The 12,781-nt window shown below is 62.4% G+C and carries 12 protein-coding genes and 1 pseudogene; 6 read left to right on the top strand and 7 right to left on the bottom strand.

What is annotated here, in order from left to right; translation table 11 throughout:
• Positions 1-362: pseudogene (locus tag A2J01_RS03550) on the top strand (TetR/AcrR family transcriptional regulator); the annotation flags it as partial.
• Here A2J01_RS03550 and A2J01_RS03545 read toward each other — a convergent pair.
• The 4 genes from A2J01_RS03545 to A2J01_RS03530 form a co-directional block, all read right to left on the bottom strand.
• Positions 328-1,821, bottom strand: a complete 1,494-nt coding sequence (locus A2J01_RS03545) for an MFS transporter (RefSeq protein ID WP_064111966.1) — start codon at positions 1,819-1,821, stop codon at positions 328-330. The pseudogene A2J01_RS03550 and the gene A2J01_RS03545 overlap by 35 nt on opposite strands.
• A gap of 86 nt (positions 1,822-1,907) precedes the next feature.
• Positions 1,908-2,477, bottom strand: a complete 570-nt coding sequence (locus A2J01_RS03540) for a TetR/AcrR family transcriptional regulator (RefSeq protein WP_007731538.1) — start codon at positions 2,475-2,477, stop codon at positions 1,908-1,910.
• Positions 2,477-3,097 carry a recombination mediator RecR gene (gene recR / locus A2J01_RS03535; RefSeq protein WP_003943917.1) on the bottom strand — a complete coding sequence of 207 codons (621 nt, stop codon included), beginning with the start codon at positions 3,095-3,097 and terminating at the stop codon, positions 2,477-2,479. The genes A2J01_RS03540 and recR overlap by 1 nt, the downstream gene beginning before the upstream one ends.
• A gap of 12 nt (positions 3,098-3,109) precedes the next feature.
• Positions 3,110-3,448 (bottom strand): YbaB/EbfC family nucleoid-associated protein, encoded by a 339-nt coding sequence (locus tag A2J01_RS03530; protein ID WP_003943929.1) that lies wholly within the window; start codon positions 3,446-3,448, stop codon positions 3,110-3,112.
• Positions 3,449-3,557: 109 nt separating this feature from the next.
• Between A2J01_RS03530 and A2J01_RS03525 the strand changes: the two genes are divergently transcribed.
• The 3 genes from A2J01_RS03525 (at position 3,558) to A2J01_RS03515 (ending at position 6,250) form a co-directional block, all read left to right on the top strand.
• Positions 3,558-4,358 carry an Rv3717 family N-acetylmuramoyl-L-alanine amidase gene (locus A2J01_RS03525; protein ID WP_058038226.1) on the top strand — a complete coding sequence of 267 codons (801 nt, stop codon included), beginning with the start codon at positions 3,558-3,560 and terminating at the stop codon, positions 4,356-4,358.
• Positions 4,359-4,442: 84 nt separating this feature from the next.
• On the top strand, positions 4,443-4,739 hold the full coding sequence (locus A2J01_RS03520; protein ID WP_021332904.1) for a hypothetical protein: 297 nt from the start codon (positions 4,443-4,445) through the stop codon (positions 4,737-4,739).
• Positions 4,739-6,250 carry an alpha/beta hydrolase gene (locus A2J01_RS03515; RefSeq protein WP_064111964.1) on the top strand — a complete coding sequence of 504 codons (1,512 nt, stop codon included), beginning with the start codon at positions 4,739-4,741 and terminating at the stop codon, positions 6,248-6,250. The genes A2J01_RS03520 and A2J01_RS03515 overlap by 1 nt, the downstream gene beginning before the upstream one ends.
• Positions 6,251-6,304: 54 nt before the next feature.
• Here A2J01_RS03515 and A2J01_RS03510 read toward each other — a convergent pair whose 3' ends face one another.
• Entirely contained in the window at positions 6,305-6,739 is a 435-nt protein-coding gene (locus A2J01_RS03510) for an SRPBCC family protein (protein WP_003943959.1), read from the bottom strand.
• Between the two features lie 335 nt (positions 6,740-7,074).
• Here A2J01_RS03510 and A2J01_RS03505 point away from each other — a divergent pair, with 335 nt between their 5' ends.
• Both A2J01_RS03505 and A2J01_RS03500 read left to right on the top strand, forming a co-directional pair.
• Positions 7,075-8,478 carry an FAD-binding oxidoreductase gene (locus tag A2J01_RS03505; protein ID WP_064111962.1) on the top strand — a complete coding sequence of 468 codons (1,404 nt, stop codon included), beginning with the start codon at positions 7,075-7,077 and terminating at the stop codon, positions 8,476-8,478.
• The gene (locus A2J01_RS03500; protein WP_003943932.1) at positions 8,475-9,776 is read left to right on the top strand and encodes a class I SAM-dependent methyltransferase; all 1,302 of its coding nucleotides are present in this window, start codon (positions 8,475-8,477) and stop codon (positions 9,774-9,776) included. Before A2J01_RS03505 ends, A2J01_RS03500 begins: the two co-directional genes overlap by 4 nt.
• Positions 9,777-9,812: 36 nt before the next feature.
• Here A2J01_RS03500 and A2J01_RS03495 read toward each other — a convergent pair whose 3' ends face one another.
• A complete protein-coding gene (locus A2J01_RS03495; protein WP_064111960.1) occupies positions 9,813-10,850 on the bottom strand; it encodes a type IV toxin-antitoxin system AbiEi family antitoxin domain-containing protein in 1,038 nt (345 codons plus the stop codon).
• Between the two features lie 139 nt (positions 10,851-10,989).
• Positions 10,990-12,781: 3-hydroxyacyl-CoA dehydrogenase NAD-binding domain-containing protein (locus A2J01_RS03490; protein WP_064111959.1), on the bottom strand; the 1,792-nt coding region annotated here is incomplete at its 5' end.

The following is a 12,781-nucleotide window of genomic DNA, read 5'->3' as shown; positions in this document are numbered from 1 at the left end:
AGACGGCAAACGACCCCGAGGAAGTCCTGCGCGGCTTGATCCGCGAGACGCTGGTCGTCATCGAACTACACCCGCACCCGACGGCGATCTACCAGAACGATCGGGCTTATCTTCGCGACAACGATCTCCTGCAATCCGTCGACGGGCCTTCCCGCCAAGTCCGCGAGCATTGGATGAAAGCGATTGCCGAAGGCGTCGATCAGGGAATCTTCCGCAAAGACGTGGCACCGGAAATTTTCTATCGATCGGTACGAGACACCTTGTGGTCGACAACGCATTGGCCGGATCGCCAGAAGTACACCACCGACGAGTTCGCGGATCTGATGATCACGCTCTGCCTCTCGGGATGCAGGGTCGCCTGACCAGATCCGGCAAATCCAGATGTTTCGGGGTTCGTCCCTGCGGCAACAGGATCGACACCGCGAACACGACCACCGCGCAGCCCGCGCACACCAGGTAGGCGACGGAGAATCCGGTCCACGACGTGGAATGTTCCGAACCGCTGATCACGAATGCAGCGAGAATGGTTGCCACCGTCGCACTGCAGATCGTGCTTCCGGACGTCCGCAGAAGTGAGTTCACCCCGTTGGCAGCCGCCAGTCGCTGACGAGGTACGGCAACCAGAATCAGCAGCGAGAGCGTGCTGTACACGATGGCAGTCCCGACCGCTGTGATACCCAGTGCTGCAACCACTCCCCACAGCGGCTTACCGGCAACGGCGTGAATCCCGTACCCGCCGGCGAGGAACACGGCGCCGGTCAACATCGCGGTCCGTGAACCGAAGCGGTCGGTGATACGCACCGCAACCGGTGAGAACAGCACCATCGCGATACTCGCCGGAATCTGGCAGAGCGCTGCCGCGATGATCGACAGGCCGTACCCGGCACCCGGCCCCTTCATCCCCTGCAGCAGTTGTGTGGTGATCAGTGTGTTCCCGAAAAACGCGAACCCGACCAGCAGAGCCGCCAGATGCGGGATCAACACCGCACGTTTCACGAGAGCACGGACGTCGACCAGCGGATTGACGTTGCGCCGCTGTTGAATTACCCAGAGCGTGAACAGCACCGCCGACGCGGCCAGCATGGAGATCACCGCTCCACTGGTCCACCCCCAACTCGACCCCTGAGTGATCGGCACAAGCAGAGCAATCATCGCGGCGCTCAGACCAACCGCCCCGACGCCGTCGAATCTTCCCGACGGATTCGGCTCGGACTCTCGAATGAACAGCACCGCAGCAAGAGTCACGGACAGCCCGATGGCGGTGGTTACCCAGAACAGGACGTGCCAGTTCGAGTACTGCGCGATCATCGCAGAAAACGGTATGCCCAAAGCGGTTCCGACGCCGAGCGTCGAACTCATCATGGCCACTGCGCCGTTGACCTTGTTGCGTGGCAATTCGTCACGGAGCATGGAGATTCCGATGGGGATGACCGCCGACCCGGCTCCCTGCAACGCTCTCGCGAAGATGAGGACAGCGATGTCCGACGACAGCGCACACAACATCGAGCCGAGAGTCATCATCGAGAAAGCAACCAGAAGCATCTTCTTCTTGCCGAACATGTCGGCGAGTCTGCCGAAAATGGGAGTGACCACCGCGCCGACCAGCAACGTGACGGTCACCAGCCAGGACACGGCCGTACGTCCAGCGCCGGTGAAGTGCGGCAACTCCGGCAGCAGTGGAACGATGACCGTCTGCAGAACAGCCTGGAACACTGCGGCGGCGACAACGATGGGGAACAGGAAGCGGGAGCGCGGCTGCGCGAGTCCCGCATCGGAGGTGGTGACTGCAGGCGTGCCCGGCGGACGGTCGAGCGTCGTCACCCCACACCGCCTGTTCTCACTAGGTAAATATCCGTTCACCTACATTAGGTGAACGGATATTTACCTGGCAAGAATTGTGACGCCGCTCACCCGTCGAGCAGCTTTTGCACCAGCGGTGCGTACAGCGCAACCACCTCGTCCTGGGTGCCGGTGGCATGGCCGGCCATCATCCGTCGGCGCATGATCGCCACTCCGACCACCATCGACATCGCCAGTTCCGCGCGCAATCTCGCGTCGGGGCCGGACAGGCGAGCGGCGAGGGTGTCGATCATCTGCGTCGAATAGTTCTCGCGCAGCTTGCGGTTGCTCTCTTCACTGACGCCGCTCATGAACAACAAGCTCATGGACAGCGGCTTGTACGACTCCAGCGGCTTGGTGAACAGCGAGACCATGCGCTCGCCGAGCGAGTCGTTCGGGGCGTCGAAGACCGTGACCGCCGCTGCCCGGAAGTCGACCAACTCGTCGTACAACTGCTCTTTGGAACCGAAGTACTTGATGATCAGCGGTGCGCTGACGCCTGCGTCTTCGGCGATGTCCTTGAGCGTGATTTCGCGGTAGGGCCGAGTCGCGAATGCTTTCCCGGCCGACGCGATGATCTGCGCACGCGTCTGCTCGGACGTACGACGCACCTGCTGACCTTGCTCCGTGCCGCTCATCAGGCGTTCCGCGACAATTCACGACGGCCGGACAATGCGCGACCCAGCGTCAACTCGTCTGCGAATTCGAGATCGCCACCCATCGGAAGACCCGAAGCCAACCGAGACACCGTGAGCCCCGGAATGTCTCGCATCATGCGAACGAGATAGGTAGCTGTCGCCTCACCCTCCGTGTTGGGGTCGGTGGCGATGATGACCTCGGACACGTCGACGCCGTCCTCCTGGTTTGCGATGCGAGCCAACAACTCCCGGATACGCAACTGGTCAGGCCCGATCCCCGAGAGCGGATTGAGCGCACCGCCGAGCACGTGATAGCGACCCTTGAACTCACGGGTGCGCTCGACGGCCTGGACGTCCTTCGGTTCCTCCACGACGCAGATCACCGTGCGATCGCGACGTGCGTCGGCGCATATGCGGCACTTCTCCTGATCGGAGACAGTTCCGCACACCGTGCAGAACTGAACGCCGTCACGGATGCGCTGCAATGCATTTTTCAAACGGTCGATCTCGGGAGGCTCCACGGAGAGCAGGTGAAAAGCGATGCGTTGAGCGCTCTTCGGCCCGACTCCGGGAAGCTTCCCGAGTTCGTCGATCAGATCCTGAACCGGACCTTCGTACACGCGTTCTCGTTTCTAGAAGCCGGGGAGACCGGGAAGGCCTCCGCCGAGTCCGCCGGCCAACGGGCCGAGCTTCTCAGCAGCGACTTCCTGTGCCTTACGCGAAGCGTCCTCGATCGCGCCGATCACCAGATCCTGCAGCGTCTCGACATCTTCGGGGTCGACGACCTTGGGATCGATCTGCAGACCGACAACCTCGCCGGTGCCCTTGACCGTGGCGACAACCAGTCCGCCACCGGCCTGACCGGTCACTTCGGCCTGAGCCATTTCCTGCTGCGCCGCCATCAATTGCTGCTGCATCTGCTGAGCCTGAGCCAACAGAGCAGACATGTCGGGTGCTCCACCTGGTTGCACGAGCGGTCCTTTCTACAGAGTTATCCCCACCAGCGTAGTCGGTGCGCGCTACCGTGAGCGGGTGCGCCGGAACCAGTCAGACACCGTAAAACCGTCAAGAGGGTCAAACATGGCATCACGTGTGTTCCGCTCCACTGCCCTGATCGCCGTGGTCGGGGCCGGGCTTCTGAGCGCTGCGTGCACGATTCCGACCGAGACTGCCGAGGCCACGACTTCGGTCGAGGTGTCTCCGCTGAGCACTGTCGCCGCTGACGTCCCCGCTGCGCTCACCGGCAAGGTCGTCTTCCTCGATCCCGGGCACAGCGGGGCGAACGACGACAGCATCAACACCCAGGTCCCCACGGGCCGCGGCGGCACCAAGAACTGCCAGACCACCGGCACCAACACCGATGCCGGGTTCCCCGAGCACACCTTCAACTGGGAAGTCGCGAGCCTGGTCAAGAGCGAACTCGAAGGCCAAGGCGCCACAGTGGTCCTGAGTCGACCGGACGACATCAGCGTCGGATCTTGCGTTGACGCACGCGCCGAAGCTGCCAATTCCTCCGGCGCCGACGTAGTGGTGAGCATTCACGCGGACGGCGCAGCAGCCGCAGCCGAGGGCTTCCACGTCTGCTACTCCGCGCCCCCGCTGAACGCGGTGCAGGCAGGCCCGTCCGTCACCTTTGCCGAAACCATGCGCGACTCACTCGTCACGGCCGGACTCACCCCGTCGACCTACATCGGTGACGACGGGCTGGCACCACGCGCCGATCTGACGGGACTCAATCTGTCGCAGCGGCCGTCGATTCTGGTCGAACTCGGCAACATGCGAAATGCCGACGAGGCAGCGCGCATGACGAGCCCGGACGGTCAGCAGGAATATGCGTCCGCCGTCACCAGCGGAGTCACCGCCTTCCTCACAACCCCCTGACCTGTCTTCTGTGGAGAAATTCCACTTGTCCACAGGTATGTCGGCACCGCCGAGGTAGCCCGCTCACCTGGATACGGTTCTGCCATGGGGCCGATACTTCAGGTAGATTTCGCTGCTCTGCAGCAACTTTCAGCTGATCTGTCTCGAATTGCGGATCAGATCTCGGGGATCGATTCCGCCGGCCCGATTTTCGAAGCCGCGGCGGCCCTGAACTCGTCCGCTGTCGCGGCTGTGTCGACTGGGAATGCCGGCGTCATCGCCGACGCGTACCGGCACCTGGCTACGCAATTGGGACTCATGGCGTCGGGAACCGCTGCCGCAGCACGTCTGTACGACGCTGCCGAGGGCGAAGTGGTGTCCGAACTGCGCGGAGCCTACTGATGCGGCCCACCGTCTCTCAGCTTCGAACGTGGTCACCGGAGAAATTGCGCACAAGCGCTTCGGAACTGATCGACATCGACCGGCAGATCGAAGTTCTCGGCAATGACGCCGGACGCAGCATCGACGCCGTCCGCGAATTCTGGCAGGGACAAGCGTCGAGCGCGGCGGCAGTGCAGTGGTCTGGCATCTCGCTTTCCTCGTCGCGGCTGTCGATTGCAGTTCGCGTAGTTGCGGATCTGTATGCCGGAGCGTCCAATACGATCGGTGCGGCGCGAAGATCAGTTCTGGACCTGGTCGAGGAGGCGACTCTCGAACACGGCTTGACGGTGTCAGACAGTGGAGCGGTATCGGCACCTGAGACGAAGCAGCCGTGGAATCTGGCCGACGCCATGCAAGATTCCGAAAACGACACGGCTGCAAAGGTTTTTCAGCAGAAGATCTCCACTGCATTGACGGCACTCGACGACGAAGACAACCGGGCCGCGACTGCTCTGGGTGCGGCATTCCGAGAGATCGGATCACTCCTTGGCAATCAGCCTGATCGCCTCGACCGCACTGTCCTCGACATCCTCGACGGGAGGTCGACACTCCCCGGGACACCAACGGAGCTACACCGACTCTGGGAATCGCTCACGCCCAACGAGAAACACGCGTTGGCGAGGTGGGATCCGTCCATCGGTAGCCGGGACGGCCTTCCCGCTCTGGACCGGGACTACTACAACCGGCGGTACCTCTCTGCGCTCGAGCAGTTACCGGATCGAACGGTAGCTGCCGGATACACGGCCGTGCGCGGCGAACTTCGACCGGACACGTTCCTTCTCTCGGTCACGGATGGGCATGCCGTCGTGGCAGTCGGTAATCCCGATGCCGCCGGCAACGTCGCAACACTGGTTCCCGGAACCGGCTCCGGGCTGTCGGGCGTCGGCGGAGACCTGCAACGAACCAAGGCCATGTACGACGCGTCCGTCAGGGCAGCACCGACGGAAGCCACATCAGTGATCCTGTGGTCCGGATACGACGCTCCCCCAGGCATTCCCGACGCAGCCTCGGATCGGTACGCCAACTCCGCAGCGCCGAGGCTCGACAGCTTCCAGGACGGGTTACGAACCTCGCATGACGGCCCGCCTTCGCACAACGTGGTGATCGGTCATTCCTACGGCAGCACCGTCGTCAGTGCCGCGACTACCCGTGGCGCTTCTCTCGACGTCGATGAACTGGTTTTTGTCGCAAGCCCCGGCGTCGATGCCGAGCGCGTGAACGAACTGAGCCTGGACGGCGTCGACTCGGCCGAGATGGCTCGCCATGTTCATTCGACGACGGCCTTCTGGGATCCGGTCCAATTGATCCCCACGATCCTCGGAGTCCACGGGTTCGACCCGTCGGATCCGGAATTCGGCGCGCAGGTATTCACCGGATCTCCCGGGGAGCCTGGGTTCGGAGTTCACAGCGATTACTGGGAAAGCGGAAACCCCGCACTCACCGAATTCGGACGGATCATTACCGGCCCATGAAAGAAGGCGCCGTACCGGTGAAGGTACGACGCCATCTCGGTGATGCAGGATCGGTTAGACGAGTTCGCGCTTGAGGTTGTCCAGGACCTGGGCCTGGATGCGCTGCAGACCCTTCGGAGCGAACGTGCGCTCGAAGAAGCCGCCGATACCGGTGGCACCCTGCCACTGGGTGAGCGTCGTCACCGTCGTTCCGGTGCCGTTGGGGGCAACGGTCCAGGTGGTGACGAGGCTGGAGTTCGCGTCCTTCTCGGTGATGACGTTGCCGTCGACCGTCACTGTCGCCTTGACGTTGCGCGAGCGCTTTTCCGTCGCCTTGAGCGTCCACTGCGCGACGGTTCCGTCACCCTGGCCACCTTCGACGACCTTGTAGTCGAGGTACTGCTCGGACAGGATTCGCGGGCGAACCGTCTCGTAGTCCGAGAGCGCCGCGAGCACCTTGTCGGGTGCTGCTGTGACGACTGTCGAACTCATTGCATTGACCTGACCCATATGCCCTACGTCTCCTTGCTCGACCAACGCGGCTCGATACCGCGAATGACTACCCGAATCCGCTCGAACTGCGCAGATATTCCTTTCCATACTGCCTGCTGCGCCCGGGTATCTCGACCATCTACCCATTCCGTGTGAGCTGGTTCACCACTCGGAGCATTTACCGAGTTCGATTGCAACAACTCGATCAAATTCGGGCATTAATACCCCTCCGGATAGCTTGCACACGCAACTACCGATAGCGTCAGGGTGTGACTCTCTCGTTCAATGGGGTAGTTCAGAAGTTAGATCGAATCCGGACAAAGCAAGGCCCGGGTTCCGATGCTGCGCGTGAAATGGGGTTCGAGCAGCACAGAGAAGGCGTCGAACGCCTACTCGCGTCATACCGCGCCATTCCCGCCGATGCTTCTGTACGCCTGGCAAAGAAGACATCCAATCTGTTCCGCGCTCGCGCCAAGACGTCGGCCCCCGGCCTCGACGTCAGCGGTCTGGCAGGTGTCATCGCCGTCGATGCGCAGGCGCGCACAGCCGACGTCGCCGGCATGTGCACGTACGAGGACCTCGTCGACGCGACGCTGCCCTACGGGCTGGCGCCCCTGGTCGTGCCTCAACTCAAGACCATCACCCTGGGCGGTGCGGTGACCGGCCTGGGCATCGAGTCCACCTCGTTCCGTAACGGCCTGCCGCACGAGTCGGTACTCGAAATCGACGTACTGACCGGAAGCGGCGAGATCATCACCGCAACACCGGACGGCGAACACGCCGAACTGTTCTTCGGTTTCCCCAATTCCTACGGCACCCTTGGCTATTCGACGCGATTGAAGATCGCACTCGAACCCGTCAAGAAGTACGTCGCCTTGCGCCACGTGCGCTTCGATTCGTTGAAGAAGCTCGAAGAAACGATGGATCGCATCGTCACCGAACGCGAGTACGACGGGATCGCCGTCGACTATCTCGACGGGGTGGTCTTCACCGATTCCGAGAGCTACCTCACACTCGGCGTGCAAACCGACGAGGAAGGCCCGGTCAGCGATTACACCGACCAGGACATCTTCTACCGGTCGATCCAGCATTCGTCACTCACCCAGCCCAAGACGGATCGCTTGACCATTCGCGACTACCTGTGGCGCTGGGACACCGACTGGTTCTGGTGCTCACGAGCTTTCGGTGCACAGAACCCGAAGATCCGGCGCTTCTGGCCCAAGCAGTACCTGCGCAGCAGCTTCTACTGGAAGCTGATCGCCCTCGACCACAAGTACGACATCGGAGATCGCCTCGAAAAGCGCAAGGGCAAGCCCCCGCGCGAACGCGTCGTCCAGGACGTCGAGGTACCCATCGAACGAACCGCGGACTTCGTCTCGTGGTTCCTCGAGGAAGTCCCGATCGAACCACTGTGGTTGTGCCCGTTGCGTCTTCGTGAGCCAAGCCCTGCCGCCGCTTCTGCATCACGGCCGTGGCCCCTCTACCCCCTCGAACCCAAGCGCACCTACGTCAACATCGGCTTCTGGTCTTCGGTGCCGATCGTTCCCGGTGAGCGCGAGGGGGCAGCAAATCGACTGATCGAAGAAAAGGTCAGCGATTTCGACGGACACAAATCGCTCTACTCCGACTCCTACTACTCGAAGGAAGACTTCGAGGAGCTGTACTACGGCGGCGACCGGTACATCGGACTCAAGGAACGCTACGACCCGAAATCCCGTTTATTGGATCTATTCTCTAAGGCGGTGCAACGTAAATGACCACGTTCAAAGACTCCAAAAGCCAGGACAAGCTCTCTATTGCCGAGATTCTCGAGACGCTTTCCGACGGCATGCTGCCGCTTCGATTCACCGCGTACGACGGCAGCACCGCCGGCCCCGAAGATGCCGACTACGGACTGCACCTCAAGTCGACTCGCGGAACCACTTATCTCGCAACAGCTCCCGGTGACCTCGGCATGGCCCGCGCGTACGTCTCCGGCGATCTCGAAGCCGAGGGTGTCCACCCCGGTGATCCGTACGAGATCCTGCGCATCATGGGTGACGAACTCCACCTCAAGCGCCCGTCCGCACTGACGCTCGCCAGCATCACGCGCTCCCTGGGCTGGGATCTGTTGCGGCCCATCGCCCCGCCGCCCCAGGAACATCTCCCTCGCTGGCGTCGCGTCGCAGAAGGACTGCGTCACTCCAAGACTCGTGACGCCGAAGTCATCCATCACCACTACGACGTCTCCAACACCTTCTACGAGTACGTCCTCGGCCCGTCCATGACGTACACCTGTGCCGCTTACGACAATGCGGAACAGACGCTCGAAGAAGCCCAGGAGAACAAGTACCGCCTGGTGTTCGAGAAGCTCGGACTCCAGAAGGGTGATCGACTTCTCGACATCGGCTGCGGCTGGGGCTCGATGGTCCGCTACGCGGCCAGGCGCGGCGTCAAGGTGATCGGCGTGACTCTCTCTCGCGAGCAAGCGGATTGGGCACAGAAGGCCATCGAGGACGAGGGCCTCGCCGATCTCGCCCAGGTCCGTTTCTCCGACTACCGCGACGTGGCCGAGACCGGATTCGACGCAGTGTCCTCCATCGGCCTGACCGAGCACATCGGCGTCGGAAACTACCCGGCGTACTTCGAGTTCCTCAAGGGCAAGCTGCGTGAGGGTGGGCGTCTGCTCAACCACTGCATCACCCGTCCGGACAATCGAAGCAGCGCCAAGGCAGGCGGATTCATCGACCGGTACGTATTCCCTGACGGGGAGCTCACCGGTTCGGGTCGCATCATCTCCGAGATCCAGAACGTCGGCCTCGAGGTGCGTCATGAAGAGAACCTGCGCGAGCACTACGCACTGACGCTCGCCGGATGGTGCCAGAATCTCGTCGACAACTGGGACGCGTGCGTCGCCGAGGTCGGCGAAGGAACCGCCCGCGTCTGGGGCCTGTACATGGCCGGCTCACGACTCGGGTTCGAGCGCAATGTCGTTCAGCTGCACCAGGTTCTGGCCGTGAAGCTCGGCCCCAAGGGTGAGGCGCATGTGCCGCTTCGCCCGTGGTGGAAGGCCTAGGGGCAAAGCCCCTGTGCGCCTTTTTGGTAGTCGGCACTACCAAAAAGGCGCACAGGTGCCGCAGGCACCCGACTGCGTCCTCACCCAACCTCCCCGCCGCAAGACCGTCTCCACTTCATGTGCAACCTGGCACGGGGTCTTCATCACCTCGTCGAATCCGTAGACCAACCGCGGACGACCTGCCAGCTCTGCCGCATTGTCACGGCGGCGATCACGAAATGCCACTTCGGCCATGGAATGCGCCCACCGACCGTCGAGACGCACGATCAGCGGCACATTGACTTCGCTGTAATCGCAGTCCTCGTACAGCGTGCGGCCGTCGACGCGGACCGGAGACTGGCGTCTGGCCGACGGCAACCCGTGCGCCTGCTCCACGTCGACCGCATAGTGGTATTCGAGCGTTGACTGCACCCCGTCTGCCAGGAGTCGTACCGCATCGGAAAGCGCGCCCTTGAATCGATGTGGTGTTCGTTCGTCAATCCGACGACGCACATCGTTCAACGGAATTCGCGCATTTGTCACCGTGGTGATGAGTGAAACGTAGGCGCTTCGCGCTGTGGATTCGGCGGTCGCAAGATCAATCGCGGTATCCGCCCGCGACGTTCGAGGTATGACTGACGGCACGCCGATGTATCGGTGGGCTCGGGATCGGTGGACGACTACCCCGGGGTGAACCACGCCACCCACTCTGACAAGTGCACCCGACGTTCGCGCTGGAACTCGGCGGATTGTCGCGGACTGACAGCGAGCGGACTTGCCGTAGGGCACGGTGACATGGACTGGCTTGTCTGCGTCGATGCGACGCATTCCCCATTCCTCAGCTGCAGTGTCGTGGCTCAGAATCGCTTGCGCGCCACCATAAAGCCAAGCGGCGTTCAAGATCATTTCTCTGGTGAGCGGGCCAGCGGTCACTGCATACACGCCTTGTAGAACGCGCTGCCATTCGCCGCGGTCCAGAAAGTTCCGCAGCATCCCTCGGTTGTATCCGAATGACGAGAGTTGCTGTTGCCGTACCAGACCGGATTGCGCATCGAGAATCCGGAGAAACTCGCTTCCACCATGAGACGTAGTCATGGCACCAAGCGTCAGGCCGAACTCCGACAGGACTGACGTGAAATTCGCTGTCGGAGTTCGTCTGTGGATATCTCACAAGCTGGGGATAAACCCCTGTGCGCCTTTTTGGTAGCCGTAACTACCAAAAAGGCGCACGGGGCTATGCCCCTAGCGAAGCCGGCGGGGTGAACCGCGGGCCGTACTGCGCAGCGAGTTCCTTTGCGCGAGCGACGAAGCCGGCCGTGCCGCCCTCGTAACCGACGATGAACTGGTGAACGCCACCGGTCCAGGCCGGGAATCCGATGCCCATGATGGAGCCGATGTTGGCGTCCGCCGTGGTGATCAGGACGTTCTCGTCGAAGCACTTCTGCGTCTCGATCGCCTCGATGAACAGCATGCGGTCGATGAGGTCCTGGATCGGGGCGTCGGAGGTTCCGGAGTTGAAGTTCTCGCGGAGTCCGGACCACAGGCCGGTGCGCTTGCCCTCTGCGTAATCGTAGAAGCCGGCTCCACCGAGCTTGCCCTTACGATCGAACTTCTCGACGAGGGTGTTGATGACCTCGCCGGCCGGATCTGCCGGCAGTTCCTTGCCTTCGGCCTTGGCGGCGTCGGCAGATTCCTTGCGGATCTTCTGCATGAGGGTGAGGTTGAGCTCATCCGAAAGCTGAAGCGGCGCAGCCGGGTAACCGGCCTGCATACCGGCCTGCTCGATGGTGGCAGGCTCGACGCCCTCGGCGAGCATGCCGATGGCCTCGTTGATGAAGGTTCCGATGACACGCGAGGTGAAGAAGCCACGCGAGTCGTTGACCACGATCGGCGTCTTGCGGATCGCCTGGACGTAGTCGAACACGCGAGCCAGAGTCTCGTCGGAAGTCTTCTCACCGCGGATGATCTCCACCAGCGGCATCTTGTCGACGGGCGAGAAGAAGTGGATGCCGATGAAGTCTTCCTGACGCTTCACGCCGGTGGCGAGACCCGTGATGGGCAGCGTCGAGGTGTTCGAGCCCAGCAGTGCCTTGGGATCGACGATGTCCTCGATCTCCTGGAACACCTTGTGCTTGAGTTCCTGGCTCTCGAAGACTGCTTCGATGACGAAGTCGACGCCGGCGAAATCTGCCGGGTCAGACGTCGGGGTGATCTTGGCAAGGAGTGCGTCGGACTTCTCCTGCGTGGTCTTGCCGCGCGAGAGTGCCTTGGCCTCAATGCCTTCGGCGTACGCCTTGCCCTTGTTGGCAGCCTCGATGCTGACGTCCTTGAGGACGACGTCGAAGCCTGCCTTGGCGGAGACGTACGCGATGCCCGCGCCCATCATGCCCGCGCCGAGGACACCGACCTTCTTGATGGTGGACTTCTCGATGCCTGCCGGACGTGAACCGCCGCCGTTGATCGACTGCAGGTCGAAGAAGAACGCCTGGATCATGTTCTTCGCGACGCGGCCGGTCACCAGCGAGGTGAAGTAGCGAGCCTCGATGAGCAGCGCGTTGTCGATGTCGACCTGCGAACCCTCGACGGCTGCGGCCATGATGGCGCGCGGAGCCGGCATCGGAGCGCCCTTGAGCTGCTTACGCAGGTTCGCGGGGAACGCCGGAAGGTTGGCAGCGAATGCCGGAGTGGACGGAGTTCCGCCAGGGATCTTGTAGCCCTTGACATCCCACGGCTGAACGCCGCCTTCGGGGTTGGCCTTGATCCATGCCTTCGCAGCCGGAACCAGCTCCTCTACCGAGCCGACGACCTCGTCGATGAGGCCGACTTCCTTGGCCTGAACGGGTCCACGCTGCTGCCCCTGGAGCAGGACGCCCATGAGCGCGTTCTGCAGGCCGAGCATCCGCACGGTACGCACGACGCCGCCGCCGCCGGGCAGCAGGCCGAGGGTGACCTCGGGCAGGCCGATCTTGACGCCCTTGACGTCTGCCGCGATGCGGTGGTGGGTCGCGAGAGCGATCTCGAGGCCA

The organism is Rhodococcus sp. EPR-134 (assembly GCF_001647205.1).
Lineage (GTDB): Bacteria > Actinomycetota > Actinomycetes > Mycobacteriales > Mycobacteriaceae > Rhodococcus_F > Rhodococcus_F qingshengii.
This window is presented reverse-complemented; position numbering and strand designations above follow the sequence as displayed.

What these genes read in the sequence shown, in the direction of transcription:
- A2J01_RS03540 (WP_007731538.1), bottom strand. Translation starts at nt 2,477, where the DNA reads ATGAGCGGCACGGAGCAAGGTCAGCAGGTGCGTCGTACGTCCGAGCAG.
- A2J01_RS03515 (WP_064111964.1), top strand. Translation starts at nt 4,739, where the DNA reads ATGCGGCCCACCGTCTCTCAGCTTCGAACGTGGTCACCGGAGAAATTG.
- A2J01_RS03505 (WP_064111962.1), top strand. Translation starts at nt 7,075, where the DNA reads ATGGGGTTCGAGCAGCACAGAGAAGGCGTCGAACGCCTACTCGCGTCA.
- A2J01_RS03525 (WP_058038226.1), top strand. Translation starts at nt 3,558, where the DNA reads ATGGCATCACGTGTGTTCCGCTCCACTGCCCTGATCGCCGTGGTCGGG.
- A2J01_RS03495 (WP_064111960.1), bottom strand. Translation starts at nt 10,850, where the DNA reads ATGACTACGTCTCATGGTGGAAGCGAGTTTCTCCGGATTCTCGATGCG.
- A2J01_RS03510 (WP_003943959.1), bottom strand. Translation starts at nt 6,739, where the DNA reads ATGGGTCAGGTCAATGCAATGAGTTCGACAGTCGTCACAGCAGCACCC.
- A2J01_RS03520 (WP_021332904.1), top strand. Translation starts at nt 4,443, where the DNA reads ATGGGGCCGATACTTCAGGTAGATTTCGCTGCTCTGCAGCAACTTTCA.
- A2J01_RS03500 (WP_003943932.1), top strand. Translation starts at nt 8,475, where the DNA reads ATGACCACGTTCAAAGACTCCAAAAGCCAGGACAAGCTCTCTATTGCC.